This window comes from Arthrobacter sp. zg-Y179 (assembly GCF_020907345.1).
Classification (GTDB): domain Bacteria; phylum Actinomycetota; class Actinomycetes; order Actinomycetales; family Micrococcaceae; genus Arthrobacter_B; species Arthrobacter_B jinronghuae.
Map to the genome: position 1 here is coordinate 15,063 of NZ_JAJJOB010000001.1, position 24,242 is coordinate 39,304.

Here is a 24,242-nt window from a genome sequence, read left to right on the forward strand (position 1 = left end):
CCTAGTCCTCCTCTTCCCAGGTGGGAGTCATGTTGCGGGCAATCTGGATCAGGTCATTGCTGACGCCGGTGGGAACCATCGGCCACACCATGGAGTCCCGGCTGACCACGAAGTCGATCACGACGGGTCGGTCGTTGATCTCCAGCGCCTGCGCGATGGTCGCGTCGATATCCTCGTCGCGTTCGCAGCGCAGGCCCACGCAGCCGTACGCCTCGGCCAGCTTGACGAAGTCCGGGATCCGCACGGTGTCGTGCCCGGTGTTCAGGTCCGTGTTGGAGTAGCGGGACTCGTAGAAGAGGGTCTGCCACTGCCGGACCATGCCCAGCGAGGAGTTGTTGATGATGGCGACCTTGATCGGGATGTTGTTGATCAGGCAGGTGGCCAGTTCCTGGTTGGTCATCTGGAAGCAGCCGTCGCCGTCGATGGCCCAGACCACCCGGTCCGGTGCACCCACCTTCGCGCCCATGGCCGCGGGCACCGAATAGCCCATGGTGCCCAGTCCGCCGGAGTTCAGCCATGCCCGGGGGCGCTCGTACTTGATGAACTGCGCGGACCACATCTGGTGCTGGCCCACGCCGGCCACATAGACGCCTTCGGGGCCGGTCATCGCACCGATGCGTTCGATGACTTTCTGCGGGGCAATCAGTCCGTCTTCGGGTGTGGTGTAACCGATCGGGTAGGTTTCACGCAGCCGGTTCAGCACGGCCCACCAGGCCGAGATGTCCGGTTTCGCGGTTTCGAACTGTCCGCGCACGGCGTCGGCCAGTTCGGGGATGATTTCCTTCACCGAGCCGACAATCGGCACATCCGCCGGCCGGTTCTTGGAGATTTCCGCCGGGTCGATGTCCGCGTGGATAACCTTGGCGCCGGGTGCGAAGGAGCTCAGCACCCCAGTGACCCGGTCGTCGAAGCGGGCGCCGAGGGTGATCAGCAGGTCCGACTGCTGCAGGGCGGTCACGGCCGAAACCGAACCGTGCATCCCGGGCATGCCGACGTGAAGTTCGTGCGAATCGGGGAACACGCCGCGGGCCATCAAGGTGGTGACCACCGGGGCGCCCACCAGTTCAGCCAGTTCGAGCAGCTCCGCCGAGGCGTTGGCCTTGAGCACACCGCCGCCCACGTAGAACACGGGACGCTGCGAGGCGGCAATCAGGCGGGCGGCCTCGCGCACCTGCTTGGAGTGTCCGCGGACCACGGTGCGGTAGCCCTGCAGATCGATCTTCGGCGGCCAGGAGAAGGTTGTCTTCGCCTGCTGCGCGTCCTTGGCAATGTCCACAAGGACCGGACCGGGACGGCCCGACGTCGCAATATGGAAGGCCTCGGCCAGCACGCGGGGAATATCGGCCGCATCCGTCACCAGGTAGGAGTGCTTCGTGATGGGCATGGTGATGCCCACGATGTCTGCTTCCTGGAAGGCGTCGGAACCGATGAACGCGCTGGAGACCTGGCCGGTGATGGCGACCATCGGGACCGAGTCCATGTGCGCGTCGGCAATGGCGGTGACAAGGTTAGTGGCTCCGGGGCCGGACGTCACGATGCAGACGCCGGCGCGTCCGGTCACCATGGCGTAGCCCTCGGCCGCGTGGCCGGCGCCCTGTTCATGCCGGACCAGGATGTGCCGGATCTTCGTGGAATCCATGAGCGGGTCATAGGTGGGCAGGATGGCGCCGCCGGGCAGTCCGAAGACTTCGTCGACGCCGAGTTCCTCGAGCGAACGGACGATGGCCTGGGAGCCGGTCATCTCGGTGGGCGGAACAGTGTTGTTAGGCCCCTGGATACGCTCATCCGCGGCTTCCGGATGCGCAGACACGGAACTGGCTACGTCTTTGGTCTTGGCTGCCGCAGCGCGTGCAGCGGCATTTGCCTTTGAGGCCATCAGCGAAGGGCTGATTGGCGATCCCTTACTCATCGGAACTTCCTTTGCGGATGCTAATCCATGGTCAATGCGGTCAAGCGACGGCCGGCCCGGGTGGTGCCCGGTACGGCTTCTGTGTTCAGCGAAGCCAAAACTGACGATGCCAATAAAAAAACCCCTCGTGCCTGTGGGCTCCGTAGGGGTTCGCGCGTGACGTCTTAGACAAGTCGGGCTGTTACGCCACGCGCTTGATAAGGACGACGGGTACGATCTGCATACCGTTCAGTCTTGCGTTCCCCTACGGGGGTGTCAATCATATGAGACGTCCGTCTCACTATCTGGACGTCCAAGGTGTGGATGCCCCGCCCACTACAGGCGGCAGGGCTTAATAAGGCTGCAAAGGCCTGAGGGGCCCCAGCGTCAGGCGCTCCAGCGCCTGACGCTGGGGAAGGGTTTCACCCGCAGTAGGCCCCCGTGGACGCGGAGTTCACCATCTTGGCGTACTTGGCCAGCACACCCTTGGTGAACTTGCCCGGCAGCGGCTGCCAGCCAACCTTGCGGGCTTCGAGCTCGTCCGGGTCCACCAGCAGGTCGAAGCTGCGGGCGGCAATGTCCACTCGGATCCGGTCGCCGTCCTTCACGAAGGCGATTGGGCCGCCGTCGACCGCTTCGGGTGCCACATGCCCGATGCACAGGCCCGTGGTGCCGCCGGAGAAGCGGCCGTCGGTCAGCAGCAGGACGTCCTTGCCCAGGCCTGCACCCTTGATGGCGCCGGTGATGGCGAGCATCTCGCGCATGCCCGGTCCGCCCTTGGGGCCCTCGTAGCGGATGACGACGACGTCGCCGGCAGAGATTTCTCCGGCGTCCAGTGCGTCGAGGGCACCCTGTTCACGCTCGAAGACCCGTGCGGTGCCTTCGAACACGTCGGCGTCGAACCCTGCACTCTTGACCACGGCGCCTTCCGGAGCCATGGAACCCTTCAGGACGGTGATGCCGCCGGTCTTGTGGATGGGGTTGTCCATGGCACGCAGGACCTTCCCGTCCGGATCCGGCGGGTTGATGGCCGCGAGGTTCTCCGCGACGGTCTTGCCCGTGACCGTGAGGCAGTCGCCGTGGATCAGGCCGGCGTCGAGCAGTGCCTTCATGATCACGGGCACGCCGCCGATCTTGTCGACGTCGAACATAACGTACCGGCCGAACGGCTTCAGGTCGCCCAGGTGCGGAATGGTGTCGCCGATGCGGTTGAAGTCTTCGAGGGTGAGGTCCACTTCCGCTTCGCGGGCGATGGCCAGCAGGTGCAGCACGGCGTTGGTGGAGCCGCCGAAGGCCATGGTGACGGCGATGGCGTTTTCGAAGGCCTTCTTGGTCATGATGTCGCGGGCGGTGATGCCCTTGCGCAGCAGGTTGACCACTGCTTCGCCGGACTTGCGGGCAAACTCGTCGCGTCGCCGGTCCGCGGAGGGCGGCGCGGCCGAGCCGGGAAGGGACATGCCCAGCGCCTCGCCGATGCAGGCCATGGTGTTGGCGGTGTACATCCCGCCGCAGGCACCTTCTCCAGGACAGATGGCCCGCTCAATCGAGTCAAGGTCCTTCAGGCTCATCTTGCCTGCGGCGCAGGCACCCACTGCTTCAAAGGCGTCGATCAGGGTGACTTCCCGCTCGCTGCCGTCCTCCATCTTGGCGAAGCCGGGCATGATCGAGCCGGCATAGAGGAAGACGCTGGAAAGGTCCAGGCGTGCTGCTGCCATCAGCATGCCGGGCAGGGACTTGTCGCAGCCGGCAAGCAGCACGGAGCCGTCCAGGCGTTCGGCCATCATCACCGTTTCCACCGAGTCCGCTATGACCTCGCGGGACACCAGGGAGAAGTGCATGCCTTCGTGGCCCATCGAAATACCGTCCGAGACGGAAATGGTGCCGAACTGCATGGGGAAGCCGCCGCCTGCGTGGATGCCTTCTTTGGCACCGGTGGCGAGGCGGTTCAGGGAAAGGTTGCAGGGAGTGATCTCGTTCCAGGAACTGGCGACGCCGATCTGCGGCTTGGCGAAGTCGTCGTCGCCCATGCCTATGGCACGGAACATACCGCGGGCAGGTGCCGCGTGTATCCCGTCCGTAACGACTCGGCTGCGGGGTTTGATGTCCGGTGTGTTGTCCACGCTCATGGGTAGATCGTAGGACTTAAGCCTGCCGGGGTGGTCTCTGTGACGGACATTGGCAACTGTTGTTACGGCCTGTGAACAGCAGATGAAGATCTGAGGCCGGGCCCGTACGGGCTTCACGAATAGGGGGACGGTGTTCATAGACTGGGGGTATGACATCGGATACAGGGTCCACGGATCCGGGCGTACATACTGCAGACACGGACACTGCAGACCCAGAAACTCCCGCCAGTGACCAGCTGAAGCGAGTGCTGCGCCGCGTCTTCGAATCCCAGATTCCCAATTACGGTGACTACAACCTGGTGTTGGCCACGCCGGGGCTCGACGGTGAAACGGGTTTTTATGTGCTGGGCTACCGGTGGCGTCCGGCGGAGGTTGTGTTCGCTCCCTTCGACGTCGATACCCTCGCCGGGTTGGAAGTGCCCACTTCGGTAAACACCACCAATCTGAGCCACACCGACGAGCTGGACACGGACGCGTACGAGGTGGGCACGAGCACCGGGCGCGTCTTCCAGTTTGCCGTGGAAGCGCAGGCTGCACTGCCGGCCACGGCTTCCGCGGGCGAGCGCCTGCTGGAGCAGTCCGCCGACTGGGAAGATTTCCGTTCCTTCGTGGAGTCGTACCTGGAACTGGCCTGACGCAGGTTCGCCTACCCCCACGGGCCGGGGCGGACGAGGTTCAGCGGTTCTTTTCCTGCTGCCAGCCGCTGCACCTGCTCACGCAGCAGGGCCTTGATCCGGGGCTCGAACGCCGCAGTGTTTCCGCCCCAGTGAGGGGTGATGATTGCCCCGGGCGCCCGGCGCAGCGGATGCTCCGCCGGCAGGGGTTCCGGGTCGAAGACGTCGAGAGCGGCCCGCAGCCGTCCGGACACCACTTCCTTGGTGAGGGCCTCGCTGTCCACCACGGCACCGCGGGCAACATTGACTACCAGCGCCCCGTCCGGCAGGGCGGCGAGCACGCGGGCATCAATGAGGTGGCGGGTCTGCGCGTTCAGCGGCGTGATGACCACCAGGATCTCGGCCCGGGCCGCCAGTTCTGCCAGCTCGTCCGTACCGTGCACGGCGCCGTCGTCATCCGTCCGGGCGGTGCTGCCCACCCGGGTGAGTTCGACGTCGAACGGGTGCAGCCGTGCGGCAATCTCCCGGCCGATTCCGCCGACCCCCACGAGGAGCACGCGGCGGTCCGCCAACCCCGGATACCGGATCGATTCCCACCGGCCCTCATGCTGGGCGCTCAGTGCGGTGTCGATCCCCCGCTGCGCGGACAGGATCAGGGTAAGGGCCATCTCGGCCGTCGCGGCAGCATGGACGCCGGCGGCGCTGGCAATGGCCGTCCCCTCACCGACCAGCTCGGGCAATCCGTCGTAGCCCGTCGACTGCGCCTGCAGGAGCAGCAGGTTCGGCACCCGGTTCAGTGCGTCTCCGTAGTCGGATCCGTTGGCGTAGGGAAGCACCACCGCATCGATCTCTGCGCACTCCACCCCCTCGGGCTCACCGACCAGGTCCCAGACGGCGGCCTTCATACCGTCGGGCAGGGGCTGCAGGGATTCGAGAAGTTCGGGCGTGGGCACGGTCAGGGTGCGCACCGGGACATTGCGGGATTCAGTGTCGGCCATGCCAGCCAGCGTAACGGGTGTCACTGCGGGAGCGGGACGGTGGCCGGGGCCGCCGGCTATGGACAGCGGCAGGTGCCGGCCGTAACGTGAAAAACGTGCCTTCCGCCGATTAAAGGAGGCCGTCGTGGCCCGGAAATCTTTTCTCTTCACAGCCCTAGGGGTTGCGTCCGTCGCGGCTGTCTGGGCCGCCCGGACGGTGGAGCGGATGCTGGTCCACGGTGCGGTGCGGACCGCGGCGGGGATCGACACCGCCGGCGTGCCGGACCCGGACCTGCCGGTTACTCCGGTCCCCGGCGATGCCGTTACGACAGTGACCACCGGGGACCCGGCGTCGAACCTGCCCGCCCGGACGTGGGTGGTGGACAGCAGCGGCGCCTGGGACGGGAATCCAGGCGAATTGGTGGTCCTCCCCCATCCAGGCGGGACGCCGGAACGGAACGCAACGTGAGAAGGGGCACAAAAGCCGCCGGGATTTCATTCTCCGGCGGAACTGCTGGTAGTGTTTCATGTCGTTGCTGATGCCGACTGCGGAAGAAAAGCCGCCGGTTTCCATCACCTCGAATACGCACCTCTAGCTCAATTGGCAGAGCAATTGACTCTTAATCAATGGGTTCCGGGTTCAAGTCCCGGGGGGTGCACCAACTACCCCGTCCGATCAGGCTCTTCGCCTGGCCGGGCGGGGTTTTTTGTTGCCCTGGGCGGGGATGCACACTGCATTCCTCGAGGCCCGACGGCAACATTCGCTCGGGCGAGCGAACGTGGACATGGACGCCTCTACTAGTGCTTACGAATGAGTGCAACACCATCTCAGGAAAGCTGGCTGCTAGGCGAGCGAGACGCAGAGTCCCATAACCTCCTCAACGACATCCGGCACTGTACGTGCCTGGCCGTTGTCGTAACCTTGAACACGGGTGAACGGCTGTTCCCGGAGTTCGCAAAGTGCAGCTTGGAGAGGACGCTCTACGAGACTTGTTGAGCTTGCGCGATTGTCCATGATCTCTAAAACGGGAATGCTGCGCTCCGCGAAGACAGAATTATGCAAACTAGATCCGGAAAAAGCGACTAAGCACGAAGACGAATTAATAAGTGCAATTTGCTCACGGACACCAAGGTCCCATCCTTCTACAACCCTGAACCCCCGCTCGGCAAGTGCGGCCTCAATGGCCTCTTCATATGGATGCGCACGCCTGTGCCCACGTGTTCGGGCCAGGAAAGTGGGGATTCTAGGCCGAGGATCGCTTAGTGTGCTTCGTCCGATCATCAAGTCGTAAACAGCATTCATCTCGGCCGGAATCGAAGCACCGCGGTGAAGAAGGTCATCGAATCGCACCAGGCGCTCAGGAACATGCACTTTTCCAAAGACGGCAGTGCCCACCGTCATAATTAGCGGGCGATCGCCCCACCCCGCCAACGCCATAGTTTCCCGAATGCGCGGGAGAGCCGACACCCACAGACGGCCCCATGGAACCATAACCAACGGAACTTCCTGAGGAACCTCCGTGCTTGCCCATGCGGAACTTATTGTTTCCGTTATCGTGTGCCCCCAACCAGCAAATATGTGACCCCCGAATATGGCTTCATCAATATATGTGTCATAACCAGGGTGATTGTAATGCCCAACTACGGCAGACGGACGAGGGACGGATGCCGGATCGCCAGGTATATGGGAATCCGTACGATCTACTGCGCGGACGGATTCAACAAGAAGGCGCCCCTTGGAATCATAGAGAGCCCCGTTGGCTGAAGCATTCTCATCATCTAGAACGTTAGCGGTAAGCAAGGCCGAATCATATGTACTTATTGAAGGCATGGTTTCGAGTTTACCGTATCTCTTGCTTGACCCAATCCGTTACCGTCAAAAGGCTGTCGCGAAGCGACTTTGCCTGGGGCTGCAAGACCGTGCATACCACAACTACTTCAGACGACGGCCAGGGCGCGAATGCTTAGGCGTGCTTTAAGGCGCTATGGATTGAGGCTAATATCGCCCTTCCAGCTAACAGTTCAAAATCTTTCTTATAGTGATTATCATCTGCCAAAGCGACCTCTTGCCCGTATTCCTCTATTAACGCCCGGGTAGAGTGAAACGGTATATCGTGGCTGCTCTTGAGTGCTGCCAAGAGGTCCGTGATGGCCGGTCGGCCTGGGATGGGTCCACCAGAATCAGTGAGAGAATAAATGTGGTCGACGGTCAACATAGGCACCCCGACGAAGTCCTTGATTGCTAAGAGGTCCGAGGTAACTTCACTTACATCCGACTTATCGGCTGTAAGGTCCATCAACGGGGCAATTCCCGCTGGCCAGAAGACTTGTCTTCCTGCGAGCACGTCACTGGTTGAGACGCCCGCGCGATGTGCGTATCCCCATACATTCTGAAAGTTCAAACGCACACCCTGCATTTGTAATTTTTTGAATGTTGAAATCTCAACAACGACGATATCTGCAGACTTGAGTGATTCAGGCGCTGAAAGGTCATTCGGTAGATCTGCCGTAGTTTCACAAGCCAGATGGCGGAGATTAGATGGAATGTCGAATTCACCCGTCAGAGTCTTAAGATACTGGATTGCTTCACCGGAGCTGTGTGTAAACCACCAATTAGGGGTTTTCCCATAGTGCAGCAGATTAATCAGACCCAGTGAGTCCATATGCTTTAGCGGACGAAATAGTCGGCATGTCCCAATACATAGGACGTTTGGGGGGGCGGAATCCATCCATCGAGAATAACAGTCTCCTCACCTTGATCGCGAATTGAGGCACACAGTTTCACCAAAACGTTGCGGCTCAGTTTTTGGTTAGCGGCACATGGGAAGGGATCGCCGTGTAGGCCCAAGGGTGCTGGCAAAATTCTCCCGCCTCGATGCTGTGCCCTCACGCAGTGGGGATGGTGCCGCGAAATTTTGGTTGGATCATCACCCGCGCCTTGCTAGTTCGCAGACAACGATTTGCCGATCCTGGCCCACGAGATCGAGCCGCGTGTTCAACGGGACTGAGGCGTCTTCGGGTGTTAGACGTGCTCGGAGCAACGTGATCGTCATTAAGTCTGCAAGGGTGGCGTCCGTGTTTGTTACCCCGTTCAGCCTCGGGCTACTGCAATCGATTACGCACTGCAGCCGTGGACGTGGTAATGTTTCATGTCGTTGCGGAGAACGAACCGCGCCTCACGGCGAAGGTCTTCCTTCCAACAAAGTGCGCACCTCTAGCTCAATTGGCAGAGCAATTGACTCTTAATCAATGGGTTCCGGGTTCAAGTCCCGGGGGGTGCACCAACGAAAACCCCGTCCGACCAGGCACTGTGCCGGGTCGGGCGGGGTTTTTCTTTTTGCCTTCGGGGATCTCCAACCTGCCCGCGCACCGTCAATGTCGACGAACAGCCGTTACGGATCGTCAACAATATTGGTACCGTGCGGCCAGTGGCAGCGTTGCCACGGTCTTGGGGGAGGCCTCTACGTCAAAGGAGACCTGATGCGCCGATCCGGATCCACCACTCACTCGCTTTTCCTTTCCCCGCAGCATCCTCACTCCGAACGTACGAAGCGGAGGCAGGGGCTTTCCGCCTTCCTATGCTTCCTGGCCGTGCTTGCGGTGTCCCTCTCCCCCGTGCCGGGAGCCGCAGCTGACCACCGCAGGCCCGCACCGCCCCCAGCCGTCACGGAGGAGGGGCTCCGGGTGCTGCCGGCGGTCGCGCCCGTTATGTCCTGCGGCGACGTCACCGGACTGGACCTGCGCCGTGCGGCCAGAGCAGAAGTCACCATCACCTCCGCCGTCGTCGTCAGCGAAAACACGCCGAACCCCTACTGCGAGGTGCGCGGCACCATCGCGCCGGCCAACACGATAGTGGTCCGGCTGCCGCTGGAGGGATGGACCCAGCGGTATCTGCAGACCGGCTGCGGCGGTCTCTGCGGCAACGCCAGCATCAACTACGGCCAGGCGGCGGATTGCCCGGTGGTGGAGGACGGCACAGTTGCCAGCGCCACAACCGACATGGGACACCAGGGGCAGAACGACGGGTCCTGGGCGGCAGACAATCCGCAGGCCCAGATCGACTTCGCCTACCGCGGCGTACACGTCACAGCCCTGACGGCGAAGGCGCTGATCACGAAGTTCTACGGCCGCTCCCCCGCCTACTCCTATTTCACGGGCTGCTCCGACGGCGGCCGGGAGGCACTGATGGAGGCGCAGCGCTTCCCGGACGACTTCGACGGGATTGCAGCCGGCGCCCCGGCGAACAACATGGCCGTGCAGAACACCTACCACCACGCCTGGAATGTTCTCGCCAACAAGGACGCCGACGGCAACGACATCCTGCTCGCCGGGAAACTGCCGTTGATCCACAACGCGGTCCTGGCGGCCTGCGATACGTTGGACGGCCTGGCCGACGGCGTCCTCGATGACCCGCGCGCCTGCGGCTTCGACCCGGCGTCGCTCATCTGCGCAGCCGGACAGGATCCCGCAGCCTGCCTGTCCGCCGCCGAGGCCGAGGTGGTCCGGAAGCTGCATAACGGCGCCGTTGACGATCAGGGCAGGCGGCTGGAACCGGAAATCTCGCACGAGTGGGGCTCGGAACTGGCGTGGACGCTCTTTGTTCCCGAGGCCCAGGGCGATCCGGTGTCCAGTGAACAATTCGCCTTGTCCTACCTGCGCTATCTGGCCGATCCGAACAACCCCCGGCCGGACTTCGAGCTGACCGATCTCGAATTCACCAAGCAGGCCTTCTGGGAAACCATGCAGTCCTCCGGCTACATGTCCGCCATGGATCCGGACCTCGGAGCGTTCAAGCGGAGCGGCGGCAAACTGCTGCTGTGGCACGGCTGGAATGACCACCATATTTCTCCGCAGTCCACTTTGGCCTATTACGACGCCGTCCGCGGCACCATGGGAAAACACGCCGTCAACGACTTCGCGAGGCTCTTTATGTTCCCCGGCGTCGAACACTGCAGCGGCGGCGAGGGGCCGGACAGCTTTGACGTCCTCACCCCTGTGATGGCCTGGGTGGAAAGCGGCCGGGCGCCGGCGTCGATTATCGCTTCGAAAATGGAAACTGCCGACGACGGTGCCGAGACGGTTTCGCGCACCCGGCCCGTCTACCCGTATCCCGCCGTGGCCCGCTATGACGGTTCGGGCAGTACCGACGACGCCGCGAACTTCGCTTCATACACGCCGAAACGGGAGATCGGGCCGGACTACAAGTGGCTGGGGTCCCGGCTGTATTCGTCGGACTACCAGACGTGGTGCCGCGCCGAGGGAACGGAACTCGTCTGCGGACAGCACCGCGGCGGCCGCAACTGGCTTTCCCGGGAAGCCGGCAGGCACTAGCGGCCAGCGCTCCGGCTCCTGCAGCTACGCCGCCGCACTCCAGAGATAAGGCGTTGTGGAGGACACCTTCAGGAAGCCGGAGCGCTCCAGGATCGGGCGGGAGTATTCGGTGGAATCGCTGTGGATCAGTGCCTTGCCCGCTGCCAGCGCGGAGCGGGCGCGGGCTGCCGTGAGGGCGCGGTAGATGCCCAGACCCCGCCAGGGCGCCAGCGTTGCACCGCCCCAGATGCCTGCGAAGTCCGTGCCCGGAACCGGCTCCAGCCGGCCGGCGCTGATGATGGTGCCGCCGCTTTCCGCCACCCAGAGTTCCATCCCGTCGCCGCGGGACAACCGCCGCAGGAGGGAGTCCGCCGTCGCTATGGAGACCGGATCGCCGAATACCCCGTCCGCCATGGCACTCATGGCGCGGACATCTTCCTCTTCCGTAACGCGGCGGAGGGCAACCCCTTCGGGCAGCGGGACATCAACCGCCAGGTCCGCCGCGCGCCCGAGCATGATGGATTCGGGTTCCTCCGGTTCGAAGCCGTGGTGCAGCAGCGCGTCGTGAAGTCCGGGAGCCCGGTCGTGGCCCCGGGTTTTCCACTCCACTTTCCGGATCTGCGGGTCGCTCCGGTAGTGCGTGAGGGCACCGGCCACCCAGCCGGCAATGGTCGCGGCGTCCGCCCCGTCCAGGTCGGCATACGTGATGAAGCCCCGGCCGCCGTCGAACGTCACCAGGCGCAGCGGCCCCAGCCGTTCGACGGCGGCTGCACCGGGAGTTTCCGCGTCGGTGCGCAGCTGCCGGTCGTAGGCGGCAAGGAGCTCTATGGTTGTGGTCATGGGTCCAAACCCTACCGGTGCACTGGACCTGAGGGCTTAGTTTCCCTTGACGTTCACGATCTGCCGAAGCACATGCTTCACCGTGACCAGATCCTTCGCGTCCGCCATCACGGCGTCGATGTCCTTGTACGCCGCCGGGATCTCGTCAATGAAAGCGGGGGTGTCACGGAATTCGATCCCCTTCATAGCCTTCCGCAGCTGCTCCTGGCTGAACGTCTTGCGCGCCCTGGTCCTGGAATACTCCCGCCCTGCGCCGTGCGGTGCGGAGTTCAGCGACGGCGCGTAGCCCTTGCCTTCCACCACGTACGACGCCGTGCCCATGGATCCCGGGATCAGTCCCGGACGCCCCGGCGACGCGTCGATGGCCCCCTTCCGCGTGAGCCAGACGTCCCTGCCGTAGTGGTGCTCAACCTCGGTGTAGTTGTGGTGGCAGTTGATCCGTTCCCGCTCCTGCACGGCCTCCCCCGTCCAGGCACTGAAACATCCCACAACCCGGTCCATCATTTCCCCGCGGTTGAGCAGGGCGAATTTCTGCGCCCACATCAGTTCGGCAATGTACCGGTCGAATTCCTCTGTCCCCTCTTCCAGGTACGCCAGGTCGCGGTCCGGCAGGTCGATGGACCGCTTCCCGCAGTAGTTCTGCGCTGCCCAGATGTGCTGCTGGGCGATCTTGTTCCCGACCCCGCGCGAGCCTGAATGCAGGAACAGCCAGACGGCGTCCTCTTCGTCCAGCGACACTTCGATGAAGTGGTTCCCCGAGCCCAGCGTGCCCAGCTGGAGGCGCCAGCCCTTGAGGTAGGAGGCGGGGTCAAAGCCGGCGGCAGCGGCGTCGTCGGCCAGTTCCTCCACCCGTGAACGCGCCGAGTCCGTGAGGCTGCGGTTGTTGTTGCCGGCCGAAAGCGGAATGGCATGTTCTATCGCTTCGCGGAGGATCCGGCGGTTCAGCCCGGCAATATCCGGGGCAAAGTGCTGGGTGCGGACGGCGATCATGCCGCAGCCGATATCGACGCCCACTGCCGCGGGGATGATTGCCCCCAGCGTGGGGATCACGGATCCGACAGCTGCCCCCTTCCCCAGATGCGCATCCGGCATGGAAGCCAGATGCGGATAAATGAACGGCATCCGGGACGTTTTGACGTTCTGCTCCAGGGTGACGTCATCAATGATGCTCGCGAAGTTGAGGTATTTGTCGTTGACCTGCTGTTCCACGGCCGCCCTTTCGTCAGTGTGCTTACCACTGAGGCTAACGGCCAAACGAAAGAAGAGGCACATCCGCCGGATGTGCCTCTTCTTACATATTTAGCTGCCGCTCCGGGCGGTCAGCGGCTGTCGGCCTGGGCTTCCGCGGCTTCCGCAGTCTCCGTGGTTTCCGCGCTCTCCGGCAGCATCACCAAACCGCTTTCGGGCGGGACCGGAAGTCCGGGGACGTCGACGGCGACCTGCCACCGCGGGCTTCCCAACTCGCTGATGACCTTCCGCAGCTGGCTGCGCAGTGCCTCGGACAGCAAGTCACCACCGTCGAGGAGCGTGCGCTCGATGTTCTGTGCTTCGTGGAGCGCTTCCTTGCCCTGCTCGGTAATAGTCACCATGTGGCTGCGCTTGTCGAGGTCATTGCGCACACGGCTCACGTGTCCGTGGGTCTCCAGGCGGGCCAGGGTCTTACCCATCGTCTGCGCCTGCACACGCACCAGCTGCGCCAGGCGTGCCTGCGTCATTGGCCCCTGCGAGTCAAGAACACCCAAGGCGATGACGCCTGCGTGGGTCAGGCCAATACTGACCAACCGCTCGTTCCAGGCATGCTCTACAAGGCGTGCAGCTGTAGACAACAGGCGCCCGGTGGGCCAGCGCTCCATATCCGGCATAAAATAAAACTCTTCCTCTCGGCGACGGATCCACCCGCACAGACAGTTTGCTGATTACGTCCCGATCCACAGTCTAGGATAGCCACCGCACGCTGGAAATGTCGCGTTTTGGCGCACCAGCGGCGAAATCGACACCAAGGAGAGACCTAATGCCCCGTCTGAGCCCGGACGAAACCGCACCGGAATTCGCGCTTCCCGCCGCCGATGGGACAACCGTGTCCCTGGCGGACCTGCACGGCAGCAGCACCATCGTCTACTTCTATCCGGCCGCGGCCACGCCCGGCTGCACGAAGGAGGCCTGCGACTTCCGCGACAACCTGAACAGCCTCAAGGGCGCCGGCTACACCGTTCTGGGGATCTCCCCCGATCCGGTGGAAAAGCTGGAGAAGTTCGCGGCCTCCGAGAACCTGAACTTCCCGCTGCTCTCCGACGCCGACCACGCCGTGGCCGAAGCCTATGGAGCATGGGGCGAGAAGAAGAACTACGGCCGCACCTACGAGGGACTGATCAGGTCCACCGTGGTGGTGAACCCCGAAGGCAAGGTTGCCCTCGCCCAGTACAACGTGAAGGCCACCGGGCATGTCGCCAAGCTCCGGCGTGATCTGGGGCTCGACTAACCTCGGGTAGACTAAAACCGGTTTCCCGGCCGCGAAGCAAGGCCTGTAGGGGAAATCGGCGCGAGTGGCGGAATTGGTAGACGCGCTGGATTTAGGTTCCAGTGTCTTCGGACGTGTGGGTTCAAGTCCCTCCTCGCGCACCAGACACTAAAGCCCCGGTCTTCGGACCGGGGCTTTTTTCGTGCCCGGGGCCGGCGCCTCCCGCCCTGACGTTGCCGAATCGTGACCACGCCGACGGTGACGAATGTCACGTAACAGAAACACTTCCGCATTAGGCTCTGTCCATACGTGTGCGTCCAAAGGACGCATCCGGGCTGGTTTTCCGGCCGCAGGCACCACTCGCACAGCGTTCATCCGCCCTTGAGGAGTACCCAAAACATGTTTTCAGCAGACAACGTCCGGAAAGGCCGGGCCGCCAAGAAGCGCGCGTCCGCCCTTACCGCCGGCCTTGCCCTGAGCGCGCTTGTGCTTTCGGGCTGCGCCCAAAGCAACCGCGAGGAAGGGGCCGACGGCGGCTCCAGTGATGTGGACGGCACGTTCGTTTTTGCCGCTTCATCCGATCCCAAGTCCCTAGACCCCGCCTTCGCCTCCGACGGCGAGTCCTTCCGCGTCAGCCGCCAGATCTTCGAAGGCCTTGTCGGCGTCGAACCCGGCACCGCGGACCCGGCACCGCTGCTGGCGAAGTCGTGGGAGTCTTCGGAAGACGGCATGACCTACACCTTCGCCCTCGAAGAAGGCGTCAAGTTCCACGACGGCACCGATTTCAATGCCGAAGCGGTCTGCGCCAACTTTGACCGCTGGTACAACTTCACCGGCATCCAGCAGGCCGAAAGCCAGGCCTACTACTACGGCATGCTGTTCAAGGGCTTCTCGGATACGCCCGAAGAGGCAACCTACAAGTCCTGCGAAGCGTCCTCGGATGCCGAAGCCGTGATCACGCTGAACAAGCCCTTCGCCGGTTTCGTTGCCGCGCTCTCGCTGCCCGCCTTCAGCATGCAGAGCCCGGCCGCCCTGGAGGAGTTCGGCGCCAACAACTCCTCCGGAACGGCCGAAGCTCCCGAGCTGACCGAATACGCCAAGGGACACCCCACCGGCACCGGTCCCTACAAGTTCGACGGCTGGGACGTGGGCAACCAGCTCACCCTGTCCCTGAACGAGGATTACTGGGGCGGCGACGACGCACAGGTCACCGACATCATCTTCCGCGTCATCGACGATCCGCAGGCCCGCCGCCAGTCGCTGGAGTCCGGCGACATTGACGGCTACGACCTCGTGGCCCCTGCCGACACCCAGGCACTGGCCGACGCCGGCTTCAACGTGGTCCAGCGCGATCCCTTCACCATCCTGTACCTGGGCATCAACCAGCAGGTGCCCGAGCTGTCCGACCCCAAGGTCCGCCAGGCTATTGCGCACGCCATCGACAAGGAAGCACTGGTCAGCCAGACCCTCCCCGAGGGCACCAAGGTTGCCACCCAGTTCATCCCCGACGTCGTCAACGGCTACAACGAAGACGTCACCACGTACGAATACGACCCCGAGAAGGCCAAGGCCCTGCTGGCCGAAGCCGGCTACCCGGACGGTTTCACCGTGCAGTTCAACTACCCCACCGGCGTCTCCCGGCCGTACATGCCCACGCCTGAGCAGGTCTTCACCAACCTGAGCGCACAGCTGGCCGAAGTAGGCATCACGGTCACCCCGCAGTCGGACAAGTGGTCCCCGGACTACCTCGACCGCGTGCAGGCAGGCTCCGACCACGGTCTGCACCTGCTGGGCTGGACCGGCGACTACAACGACACGGACAACTTCGTGGGCGTGTTCTTCGGCCAGGAGAAGCCCGAGTTCGGTTTCAACAACCCGGAGATCTTCAACGCGCTGGAAGAGGCACGCCAGGTGTCCACCCTCGAGGAGCAGACCCCGCTCTACGAGCAGATCAATGAGGACATCGCCCAGTTCGTGCCGGCCATCCCGCTGGCCCACCCGGCGCCGTCGCTCGCGTTCTCCGAGCGGGTGGAGTCCTACCCGGCCAGCCCGGTGAACGACGAAGTCTTCAGCGAGATCAAGCTCTCCAAGTAACAACCCACGGAGGCCGGGGACCCCGCGGGTCCCCGGCCTCCTACGCGCCTCGCCTTTTCCTCCCCAGATCCTCCAGCCCCACGGCTGGGAAAGGACACTCGTGCTACGAGTCATCGGCAAACGCCTTCTTATGCTGATCCCCACCCTGATCGGCCTTTCGATCCTGCTTTTCCTGTGGGTCCGCAACCTGCCCGGCGGTCCGGCCACCGCCCTGCTCGGTGACAAGGCCTCCCCCGAAGCCATCGCCAACATCAACAAGGCCTACGGCTTTGACCGCCCGCTGATCGAGCAGTACTTCACCTATGTCGGAAAGCTCCTCAAGGGCGACTTCGGCACCTCAATCGTCACCGGGCGCCCGGTACTGGAGGAATTCGCCACCCGTTTCCCCGCCACCGTGGAGCTGGCGGTCGTGGCGCTTATCTTCGCGATCGGCATCGGCATCCCGCTGGGTTACCTGGCGGCCCGCCACTACGGTCGTTTCTGGGACCACTCCTCGGTGGTCCTGTCCCTGATCGGCATCACCGTCCCGGTGTTCTTCCTGGCCTTCATCCTCAAGTGGGTGCTGGCTATCCAGCTGGGCTGGTTCCCTACAGACGGACGCCAGGATCCACGCATCGATGCCACGCACGTTACTGACTTCTATGTTTTGGACGGCCTACTCACGCGGGAATGGGATGCGTCGTGGGACGCCGTCATGCACCTGGTGCTTCCCGCCATCGCACTCGGAACCATTCCGCTGGCGATCATCGTGCGCATTACCAGGGCCTCGGTCCTGGAGGTCCAGGGCGCCGACTATGTCCGCACCGCCCGCGCCAAAGGATTGATGGAGAAGACCATCCGCGGCCGTTTTGTGCTGCGCAACGCCATGCTGCCGGTAACCACCACCATCGGCCTGCAGACCGGCCTCCTGATTTCCGGCGCCGTGCTGACCGAGACGGTCTTCGCGTTCAGCGGTATCGGCAGGTTCCTGAGGGACGCGATCTTCGCCCTCGACTATCCCGTCCTGCAGGGCTTCATTGTCTTCATTGCCGTGGCGTATTCACTGATCAACCTGCTGGTTGACGTGTCCTACGGCTTCATCGATCCAAGGGTGCGTGTCCAGTGAGTACTACTCTGCCTCCCGCAGCCGGCGGGTCCATCCTTCCCGAAGGTGCTCCCACCGCCAAGCCCGCCACCGGAAGCGGGATGTGGAAAGACGCGTTCCGCCGCCTGCGCCGCAACCCTGCCGCCGTCGCCGGCGCCGTCATCGTGGGGCTGTTCATTTTGGTGGCCATCCTCGCCCCGCTGCTTGCCCCCTTTGGCGGTGACGACCTCCCCGGCCGTACGGAGATCACCCCCACCAATATCCCCGGTCCGGGAGACATTGACGGTTATCCCCTGGGCCTGGACCGTTTCGGCGGCGATGTCCTCTCCAAGCTGATCTGGGGCGCCCGGGCGTCACTGATCATCGGTGTGGTGTCCACGGCGATGGGCCTGGCCGGCGGAGTGCTGCTCGGCGTGATTGCCGGCGGCCTGGGCGGCTGGGTGGACAGCGTGATCATGCGCTTCGTCGACATCCTGCTCTCCGTGCCGAACCTGTTGCTCGCCGTGAGCATTGCCGCCCTTCTGGGCCAGAGTTCCCTGGCAATCATGATTGCCATCGGTGTCTCACAGGTGCCTATCTTCGCCCGGCTGCTGCGTTCGTCAATGATCTCCCAGCGCAGCGCCGACTACATCCTGTCTGCGCAGACCCTGGGGCTAAGCCGGCGGACCATCACCATGAGCCACCTGCTGCCCAACAGCATGGGTCCGCTGATCGTGCAGGCCACCCTCACCTTGGCGACAGCCGTCATCGACGCCGCCGCGCTGGCCTTCCTGGGTCTCGGCGGCGGCCTGCCGCAGACCGCCGAGTGGGGCCGGATGCTTACCTACGCGCAGGCCGAGCTGGCCGTGGCACCGCAGCTAGCCTTCCTGCCGGGTATCTGCATTGCCATCACCGCGCTTGGCTTCACCCTGCTGGGCGAATCCCTGCGTGAGGCGCTGGATCCCAAGACGCGGCGAAAGTAACCGTCGCGGACGGCAATGCCACCGTCACCAAAGAAGGGCCCTCCCAACGGAAGGGCCCTTCTTTGGTGTCCGGCTTTGGTGTCCGGTACGGCTCAGGCGCGGGGGCTGTCCCCGGCGTCGAGCGAAGCGAGGTAAGCGGCGTTGCCGTGCAGCGCCGGGAGATACCGCTCCAGGTCTTCCGACGAAACATTCTCCGCGAGCAGGACCAGAAGACCGGCGAGCGCCGCGTTCACCTTGCCTGCCGCATGCAGGGTCAGGGCCTCGAAGACCCCAAGCGACACCGATGCGGGAAAGCTCTGCCGGGCGCGGGCAAAGACCGCCAGCGATTCCGCCGAGCGTCCGAGCAGCCGGAGGGTGCTGCCGTACTGCAGGTAGCAGCGCCGCAGCACGTCGCCTTCCACCCCCAGGGCCAGGGCCCGCTCGTAGAATCCGGCGGCCGTTGCCTCTTCACCTGCCGTGTCATAGGCGCCGCCGACTTCATAGAGGACGCGGGCGTTGTCCGGATGGCGTTCAAGGACGGCCAGCAGCGCCGCGATGGTGGGGGCCATGTCTTCCCGGTTCCGGGCCGCCAGCAGCTGCTCCAGTTCTGCGTCCAGGTCCGCTGCGGAACCCGCCTGTGTTTCTGCCATGGTCAGGACGCCAGCTCGCCGTCGATGTTGAGCTCGTTGCCGGGAATCGAGGCCAGGAGTTTCCGCGTGTAGGGGTGGCGGGGATTGGAGAAGACCTCCTCGGAGGTGGCAGCCTCCACCAGCTCCCCGTCCTTCATCACGCACACATAATCGGAGATCAGCCGGACGACCGCCAGGTCATGTGAAATGAAGAGGTAGCTGAGGCCGAACTCGCGCTGCAGGTCCCCCAGCAGCTGGAGGATCTGCGCCTGCACCAGGACGTCCAGCGCGGAGACCGGCTCGTCGCAGACAATCAGTTCGGGCTTCAGCGCCAGCGCCCGCGCGATGGCCACGCGCTGCCGCTGCCCGCCGGAGAGTTCGGCAGGGTAGCGGTGCAGCATCTCCGGAGGCAGCGCCACCTGCTCCATCAGTTCCCGGACGCGGCGCTGACGTTCTGCCTTGTCTCCGCGCCGGTAGGTTTTGAGCGGCTCCTCCAGGATCCGCTCAATGGTGTACATCGGATCCAGGGAGGAGTACGGGTCCTGGAAGATCGGCTGCACCCGCTGCCGGAATTCGCGCAGCTGGACCTTGTCCAGGGTGGCAACGTCCATACCGTCGAAGGTCATGGTCCCGCTGGTGGGTTCAATCAGCTTCAGGAGCATCCGCGCGGTAGTGGTCTTGCCCGAACCGGACTCCCCCACAATGGCTACGGTGCGGCCGCGGGGAATGTCCAGGGTGACGTTCTTGGCGGCATAGAAATCGTCGGAGCGGCCGCGGATCTTGAACACCTTAGTCAGGTCGCGGAATTCCACGATGTTGTCCGGTGCGGTCTCCGTGCCGGGTGCGGCGGCCAGTTCTCCGGCCGCCGACGCCGCGGCAGGCGCCCCGCTCTTGGAGCCGGCATGCCCGGCAAAGGCACCCGGGCTCAGCCGCACGGCTGCCACGCTGGGGGCTGCACGGACCAGGGCCTGGGTGTACGGGTGCTGCGGGTCCTCCAAGAGCTGGCGGGCGGGACCCGTTTCCACTACCTCGCCGCGGTGCATAACCACCAGTTCGGAGGCACGCTCGGCTGCCAACCCCAGGTCATGGGTGATCAGCAGGACGGAAGAACCCAGTTCCTCCGTCATCCGGTCGATCTGGTCCAAAATGGTCCGCTGGACTGTGACGTCCAAGGCGCTGGTGGGTTCGTCGGCAATCAGCAGCCGGGGGCGGCAGGCCAGGCCGATGGCAATCAGAGCACGCTGGCGCATGCCTCCCGAGAATTCATGCGGGTACTGCTTGGCACGCTCCGCGGCGTTGGGCAGCCCGGCCGCGGTCAGGACCTCCACTACTTTCCGGTCCACGTCCTTGCTTGTCGCCATGCCGTGCACCAACAGGGTTTCGGCAACCTGGGTGCCGATCTTGGTCACCGGGTTGAGGTTCGACATCGGATCCTGCGGCACCAGGCCGATGGAACGCCCGCGGATTGCCCGCATCTTGGATTCCGGCAGACCCACCAGTTCCTGGCCGTCGAAGCGGATGCTGCCCGAAGCCACGGTGCCGTTACCGGGCAGCAGCCCGATCACGGCCATTGCAGTAGTGGATTTCCCGGACCCGGACTCCCCCACGATGGCCAGTGTCTTTCCTGCCGGGAGGGAGAAACCGGCATTGCGCACCGCCGGAACTTCTCCATCCATGGTCCGGAAATTAACCGCGAGGTTGCTCACCTCGAGCAGGGGCGAATCAGTGCTCAAATCAGTCATTTCCCCATCCTGCCCCACTCGCGCCCCTTGTGACGCGTGTCTCACAGCTGTTTACCGGTTTTTAATCATTTAGAATGAAGAATCACTAAAAAATGAGGGATGGAGCGTCCCGGAGGAGTATCACCGTGACCAAATCCGGCACTGTTAAATCCGGCACCGCAAAATCCGGTCCTGGGAAAGATTCAGACATCGGATCCGGCACTCCCGCCCTTTCCCGCCGCTCCGTCATCCGTGCAGGTGCGGTGGCTGCGGCCTTCATGCTCGCCGGCTGCACTGCCGAAGCGGATTCGCCTTCCCCCTCTCTCACCCCCACGGCAACCGGTCCGGCCGGCCCCAGCGAGCGGTTCACCTTTGCGACGGCGGCCCGGCCGGCCACCCTGGACCCCGTCCTTGCTGCGGACACCGAGTCCTACCGGGTCACCCGGCAGGTTCTGGAAGGCCTGGTGGGTGTTGACGCCCTGACCTCGGCCCCGACACCCTTGCTGGCAAAGAGCTGGACCAGGTCCGAGGACCGCAGGACCTACACGTTTGACCTGCGGCGCGACGTCACCTTCCACGACGGCGAGCCCTTCAACGCAGAAGCCGTACGCCGGAACTTCGAGCGCTGGTACACCCTGCCGGAATCCGTGCGCAACGATTCCCTGATGTACCGATCGGTCTTCCGGGGGTTCTCGGACTCCCCGAAGACCGCCGTCTACCGCGAATGCGTGGTGGAGGACGAGTACACGGTGCGGGTGGAGCTTACCGAGCCGCTCGACAGCTTCATTTCCGCCCTGGCCGCTCCGGCTTTCGCCATGTCATCCCCGAAGGCCCTGACTGATGCCGCGGCCAATGACCTCACCCAGGAACGCAACGGCCGGAACATCTCGGCCTACGGCGCTCATCCGGTGGGCACAGGGCCGTTCCGTTTCGTCAGCTGGAACGAGGACACCGTGGAGCTGGCAGCGTACCCGGACTACTGGGGCGAAGCCGGACAGATCGGCACGGTTGTCTTCAAGACCGTTTCCAGCCCCGAGGGCCGGCTGCGTGCCCTGAAGAAGGGCGAGGTGGACGGCTATGACCTGGTGACCGTCAACGACGTCGGCGATCTGGCCCGCAACGGCCTGCAGATCCAGCAGCGGGACCCCTATTCCATCCTCTATCTGGGCATCAATTCCAATTTCCCCGGGATGGACAATGTACTGATCCGCCGGGCAGTGGCGCATGCCATCGACAAGCAGGCCGTATTGGACGGACTGTTCCTCAACGGCACCAAGCCCGCAAACCAGTTCCTTCCGCAGAAGCTGGGTCTGACCTCGGACACTGTCACCAGCTACGGGTACGACGTCGAAAAGGCCCGCGAGCTGCTCACGGAAGCCGGCTACGACGGCCGCGAACTGCCCTTCTACTACCCCCGCCGTGTCACCCGCAGCTACCTGCCCGCCCCGGAAAGGGTCTACGCCAGGCTCAGCAGCCAGCTCACCGCAGCCGGGTTCAACATCCGGCCGGTCCCGGTGGACTGGTCCGAGGGCTACCTCGACAAGGTCCAGGGCAAGGAGGACCGGGCCTTCCACCTGCTGGGACTTGCCGGGACCTATGAGGCCGGGGACAACTTTGTCGGGACCCTGTTCGGCCGGTATACCGACGAGTTTTCCTATAACGATCCCGAGGTTTTCAGCGGCATCGACAAAGCACGGGGCCTCGCGGAAGGCCAGGAACAGACCGATGCCTACCGGGCCATTACCGACCGGATTTCCGAACGCGTGCCGGCCGTACCCCTCGCCTTCCCCATTTCGGCCCTTGCGTTGTCCCCCCGCGTGGCCGGCTATCCCACCAGCCCTGTCCTGCACGAAGTGTTCAACCGGATAACACTGGCGGATCGCTGAGGTAGCCCCCTCCCGCCCAAGGGCCAAGTGCAGCGATAATTTTAGGAAGACATGTGGTCGGGGATACGCTTCTAGGGCTAGCGCCCACGCGACTGGAGAACAAGTTGACTGCTAATAGCCCGGCGGATAATTCCGCAACGAAAACTGATGTACTGCTGATCGGCGGCGGCATCATGAGCGCCACCCTTGGTGCGTTCCTGAAGCAACTCCAGCCAGATTGGGACATTTCCCTCTATGAGCGCCTTGACCGGGCGGGGCTGGAAAGCTCCGATCCCTGGAACAACGCGGGAACCGGCCATGCCGCGCTCTGCGAACTGAACTACAGCCCGGCCGCGGCCGACGGCTCCGTTGACCCGGCGAAGGCGGTGGGCATCAACGAGCAGTTCCAGGTTTCCCGTCAGTTCTGGTCGCATCTGGTCTCTGCAGGCCACATCTCCAACAACTTCATCAACCCGCTGCCGCACATGAGCTTCGTCTGGGGTGACGCGCATTCCGAGTACCTGCGCCGCCGCTACGAGTCGCTGAGCGCACAGCCCCTGTTCAAGACCATGGAGTTCTCCGAGGATCCCGCCAAGCTGGCTGAATGGGCACCGCTGATCATGGAAGGCCGCGACCCGTCACAGCGCGTTGCTGCCTCCCGCGTCGCCGGAGGCACCGACGTCGATTTCGGTGCGCTGACCCGTGAACTGGTCAACTACCTGGGTGCCAACGGCGTAAACCTGCACTTCGGCCACGAGGTCGGCAACGTGTCCCGCTCTTCCACCGGCGGCTGGGATGTCAAGGTCAAGGACCGTGCCAGCGGTACCACCCGCACCGTCTCCGCCCGCTTCGTCTTTATCGGCGGCGGCGGCGGAGCCCTGCACCTGCTCCAAGCATCCGGCATCCCCGAGGGCAAGGGCTTTGGCGGCTTCCCCGTCTCCGGCCAGTTCCTTCGCTCCACGGACGATTCGATCATTTCCCGGCACAACGCCAAGGTGTACGGCCAGGCCTCGGTCGGTGCTCCGCCCATGTCCGTGCCCCATCTGGACACCCGCTTCGTGAACGGGAAGCGTTCGCTGCTGTTCGGCCCGTACGGCGGCTTCTCCCCCAAGTTCCTGAAGACCGGTTCCTACCTGGACCTGCCCCTTTCGGTCCGTCCGTCCAACCTGGTGCCCATGCTGGGCGTGGCCAAGGACAACATGAGCCTGGTCAAGTACCTCGTCACCGAGGTAATGAAGACCCGCGAAGGCAAGACCCAGGCACTCCAGGAATTCATGCCCTCCGCGAAGACCGAGGGCTGGGACCTCATCACCGCAGGCCAGCGCGTGCAGGTGATCAAGAAGGATCCGAAGAAGGGCGGTGTGCTGCAGTTCGGCACCGAACTCATCACCGCTGCCGACGGCTCCATCGGTGCCCTGCTGGGTGCCTCCCCCGGCGCTTCCACGGCACCGCCCATCATGATCAACCTGCTCAAGCGCGCCTTCCCCCGCCAGTTCGACGGCTGGGAGCCGAAGATCAAGGAAATGATCCCGGGTTACGGCGTAAAGCTCAATGAGAACGAGCAGTTGGCGGCAGAGATCGAAGCCGACACCAACAAGGTCCTGGGACTTTCCTAGCACCTGCAGTATCCGCGGCGCAGGTTCCCCTTCGGGGCGGACCTGCGCCGCACAGCGCTTTACGACGCCGGCACGGGCG

General features: G+C 63.9%; 19 protein-coding genes and 3 tRNA genes. 12 read left to right on the plus strand and 10 right to left on the minus strand.

Translation table 11 applies throughout. The features are described 5' to 3' along the window. Position 1: 1 nt before the first annotated feature. A complete protein-coding gene (locus tag LOC56_RS00070) occupies positions 2-1,909 on the minus strand; it encodes an acetolactate synthase large subunit (protein WP_229949394.1) in 1,908 nt (635 codons plus the stop codon). A 401-nt stretch (positions 1,910-2,310) separates the two neighbouring features. Then, complete coding sequence (ilvD, locus tag LOC56_RS00075) at positions 2,311-4,014, minus strand: dihydroxy-acid dehydratase (RefSeq protein WP_229949396.1); 1,704 nt, start codon at positions 4,012-4,014, stop codon at positions 2,311-2,313. Positions 4,015-4,163: 149 nt separating this feature from the next. Here ilvD and LOC56_RS00080 point away from each other — a divergent pair, with 149 nt between their 5' ends. Then, positions 4,164-4,649, plus strand: a complete 486-nt coding sequence (locus tag LOC56_RS00080) for a hypothetical protein (protein ID WP_229949398.1) — start codon at positions 4,164-4,166, stop codon at positions 4,647-4,649. Positions 4,650-4,660: 11 nt separating this feature from the next. Here LOC56_RS00080 and LOC56_RS00085 read toward each other — a convergent pair whose 3' ends face one another. Further along, positions 4,661-5,626: a 2-hydroxyacid dehydrogenase gene (locus tag LOC56_RS00085; protein WP_229949400.1), complete on the minus strand. Its 966-nt coding sequence runs from the start codon at positions 5,624-5,626 to the stop codon at positions 4,661-4,663. Between the two features lie 124 nt (positions 5,627-5,750). Here LOC56_RS00085 and LOC56_RS00090 point away from each other — a divergent pair, with 124 nt between their 5' ends. Both LOC56_RS00090 and LOC56_RS00095 read left to right on the plus strand, forming a co-directional pair. Beyond that, positions 5,751-6,074, plus strand: coding sequence for a hypothetical protein (locus LOC56_RS00090; protein WP_229949402.1), 324 nt, complete (start codon positions 5,751-5,753; stop codon positions 6,072-6,074). 117 nt (positions 6,075-6,191) lie between these two features. Then, positions 6,192-6,267 (plus strand) — tRNA-Lys (locus tag LOC56_RS00095). Positions 6,268-6,449: 182 nt separating this feature from the next. Here LOC56_RS00095 and LOC56_RS16355 read toward each other — a convergent pair. Next, the gene (locus tag LOC56_RS16355; protein WP_442860030.1) at positions 6,450-7,436 is read right to left on the minus strand and encodes a glycosyltransferase 61 family protein; all 987 of its coding nucleotides are present in this window, start codon (positions 7,434-7,436) and stop codon (positions 6,450-6,452) included. Between the two features lie 133 nt (positions 7,437-7,569). Beyond that, positions 7,570-8,268, minus strand: coding sequence for a hypothetical protein (locus LOC56_RS00100; protein ID WP_229949404.1), 699 nt, complete (start codon positions 8,266-8,268; stop codon positions 7,570-7,572). Between the two features lie 545 nt (positions 8,269-8,813). Here LOC56_RS00100 and LOC56_RS00105 point away from each other — a divergent pair. Both LOC56_RS00105 and LOC56_RS00110 read left to right on the plus strand, forming a co-directional pair. Then, positions 8,814-8,889 (plus strand) — tRNA-Lys (locus tag LOC56_RS00105). Between the two features lie 196 nt (positions 8,890-9,085). Continuing rightward, complete coding sequence (locus tag LOC56_RS00110; protein WP_229949406.1) at positions 9,086-10,936, plus strand: tannase/feruloyl esterase family alpha/beta hydrolase; 1,851 nt, start codon at positions 9,086-9,088, stop codon at positions 10,934-10,936. A gap of 24 nt (positions 10,937-10,960) precedes the next feature. Here the strand turns inward: LOC56_RS00110 and LOC56_RS00115 are convergent, their stop codons facing one another. From LOC56_RS00115 to LOC56_RS00125, 3 genes are all read right to left on the minus strand, one after another. After that, on the minus strand, positions 10,961-11,755 hold the full coding sequence (locus tag LOC56_RS00115; RefSeq protein WP_229949408.1) for a GNAT family N-acetyltransferase: 795 nt from the start codon (positions 11,753-11,755) through the stop codon (positions 10,961-10,963). Between the two features lie 36 nt (positions 11,756-11,791). Then, on the minus strand, positions 11,792-12,964 hold the full coding sequence (locus LOC56_RS00120) for an RtcB family protein (protein WP_229949410.1): 1,173 nt from the start codon (positions 12,962-12,964) through the stop codon (positions 11,792-11,794). A gap of 110 nt (positions 12,965-13,074) precedes the next feature. Next, complete coding sequence (locus LOC56_RS00125; protein WP_229949411.1) at positions 13,075-13,617, minus strand: MarR family winged helix-turn-helix transcriptional regulator; 543 nt, start codon at positions 13,615-13,617, stop codon at positions 13,075-13,077. A 149-nt stretch (positions 13,618-13,766) separates the two neighbouring features. On the opposite strand from LOC56_RS00125, the gene bcp reads away from it, so the two are divergent. From bcp to LOC56_RS00150, 5 genes are all read left to right on the plus strand, one after another. After that, positions 13,767-14,234, plus strand: coding sequence for a thioredoxin-dependent thiol peroxidase (bcp, locus tag LOC56_RS00130; protein ID WP_229949412.1), 468 nt, complete (start codon positions 13,767-13,769; stop codon positions 14,232-14,234). Positions 14,235-14,292: 58 nt separating this feature from the next. Next, positions 14,293-14,377: transfer RNA gene (locus LOC56_RS00135), tRNA-Leu, on the plus strand. Between the two features lie 235 nt (positions 14,378-14,612). Beyond that, positions 14,613-16,307 carry an ABC transporter substrate-binding protein gene (locus LOC56_RS00140; protein WP_229949413.1) on the plus strand — a complete coding sequence of 565 codons (1,695 nt, stop codon included), beginning with the start codon at positions 14,613-14,615 and terminating at the stop codon, positions 16,305-16,307. 100 nt (positions 16,308-16,407) lie between these two features. Continuing rightward, positions 16,408-17,412: an ABC transporter permease gene (locus tag LOC56_RS00145; RefSeq protein WP_227918216.1), complete on the plus strand. Its 1,005-nt coding sequence runs from the start codon at positions 16,408-16,410 to the stop codon at positions 17,410-17,412. After that, positions 17,409-18,353 carry an ABC transporter permease gene (locus LOC56_RS00150; RefSeq protein WP_442860031.1) on the plus strand — a complete coding sequence of 315 codons (945 nt, stop codon included), beginning with the start codon at positions 17,409-17,411 and terminating at the stop codon, positions 18,351-18,353. The genes LOC56_RS00145 and LOC56_RS00150 overlap by 4 nt, the downstream gene beginning before the upstream one ends. Before the next feature lie 92 nt (positions 18,354-18,445). On the opposite strand, the gene LOC56_RS00155 is transcribed toward LOC56_RS00150, so the two are convergent. Together LOC56_RS00155 and LOC56_RS00160 are read right to left on the minus strand one after the other, a co-directional pair. Further along, positions 18,446-18,982, minus strand: a complete 537-nt coding sequence (locus LOC56_RS00155; protein WP_229949415.1) for a tetratricopeptide repeat protein — start codon at positions 18,980-18,982, stop codon at positions 18,446-18,448. Between the two features lie 2 nt (positions 18,983-18,984). Further along, entirely contained in the window at positions 18,985-20,703 is a 1,719-nt protein-coding gene (locus tag LOC56_RS00160; RefSeq protein WP_229949417.1) for an ABC transporter ATP-binding protein, read from the minus strand. A 125-nt stretch (positions 20,704-20,828) separates the two neighbouring features. Between LOC56_RS00160 and LOC56_RS00165 the strand changes: the two genes are divergently transcribed. Both LOC56_RS00165 and LOC56_RS00170 read left to right on the plus strand, forming a co-directional pair. Then, positions 20,829-22,568, plus strand: a complete 1,740-nt coding sequence (locus LOC56_RS00165; protein ID WP_229949419.1) for an ABC transporter substrate-binding protein — start codon at positions 20,829-20,831, stop codon at positions 22,566-22,568. A gap of 104 nt (positions 22,569-22,672) precedes the next feature. Further along, positions 22,673-24,163 carry a malate:quinone oxidoreductase gene (locus LOC56_RS00170; RefSeq protein ID WP_229949421.1) on the plus strand — a complete coding sequence of 497 codons (1,491 nt, stop codon included), beginning with the start codon at positions 22,673-22,675 and terminating at the stop codon, positions 24,161-24,163. Positions 24,164-24,242 lie beyond the last annotated feature (79 nt).

What these genes read in the sequence shown, in the direction of transcription:
- ilvD (WP_229949396.1), bottom strand. Translation starts at nt 4,014, where the DNA reads ATGAGCGTGGACAACACACCGGACATCAAACCCCGCAGCCGAGTCGTT.
- bcp (WP_229949412.1), top strand. Translation starts at nt 13,767, where the DNA reads ATGCCCCGTCTGAGCCCGGACGAAACCGCACCGGAATTCGCGCTTCCC.
- LOC56_RS16355 (WP_442860030.1), bottom strand. Translation starts at nt 7,436, where the DNA reads ATGCCTTCAATAAGTACATATGATTCGGCCTTGCTTACCGCTAACGTT.
- LOC56_RS00115 (WP_229949408.1), bottom strand. Translation starts at nt 11,755, where the DNA reads ATGACCACAACCATAGAGCTCCTTGCCGCCTACGACCGGCAGCTGCGC.
- LOC56_RS00160 (WP_229949417.1), bottom strand. Translation starts at nt 20,703, where the DNA reads ATGACTGATTTGAGCACTGATTCGCCCCTGCTCGAGGTGAGCAACCTC.
- LOC56_RS00140 (WP_229949413.1), top strand. Translation starts at nt 14,613, where the DNA reads ATGTTTTCAGCAGACAACGTCCGGAAAGGCCGGGCCGCCAAGAAGCGC.
- LOC56_RS00080 (WP_229949398.1), top strand. Translation starts at nt 4,164, where the DNA reads ATGACATCGGATACAGGGTCCACGGATCCGGGCGTACATACTGCAGAC.
- LOC56_RS00070 (WP_229949394.1), bottom strand. Translation starts at nt 1,909, where the DNA reads ATGAGTAAGGGATCGCCAATCAGCCCTTCGCTGATGGCCTCAAAGGCA.
- LOC56_RS00085 (WP_229949400.1), bottom strand. Translation starts at nt 5,626, where the DNA reads ATGGCCGACACTGAATCCCGCAATGTCCCGGTGCGCACCCTGACCGTG.
- LOC56_RS00125 (WP_229949411.1), bottom strand. Translation starts at nt 13,617, where the DNA reads ATGCCGGATATGGAGCGCTGGCCCACCGGGCGCCTGTTGTCTACAGCT.
- LOC56_RS00155 (WP_229949415.1), bottom strand. Translation starts at nt 18,982, where the DNA reads ATGGCAGAAACACAGGCGGGTTCCGCAGCGGACCTGGACGCAGAACTG.
- LOC56_RS00110 (WP_229949406.1), top strand. Translation starts at nt 9,086, where the DNA reads ATGCGCCGATCCGGATCCACCACTCACTCGCTTTTCCTTTCCCCGCAG.
- LOC56_RS00100 (WP_229949404.1), bottom strand. Translation starts at nt 8,268, where the DNA reads ATGGACTCACTGGGTCTGATTAATCTGCTGCACTATGGGAAAACCCCT.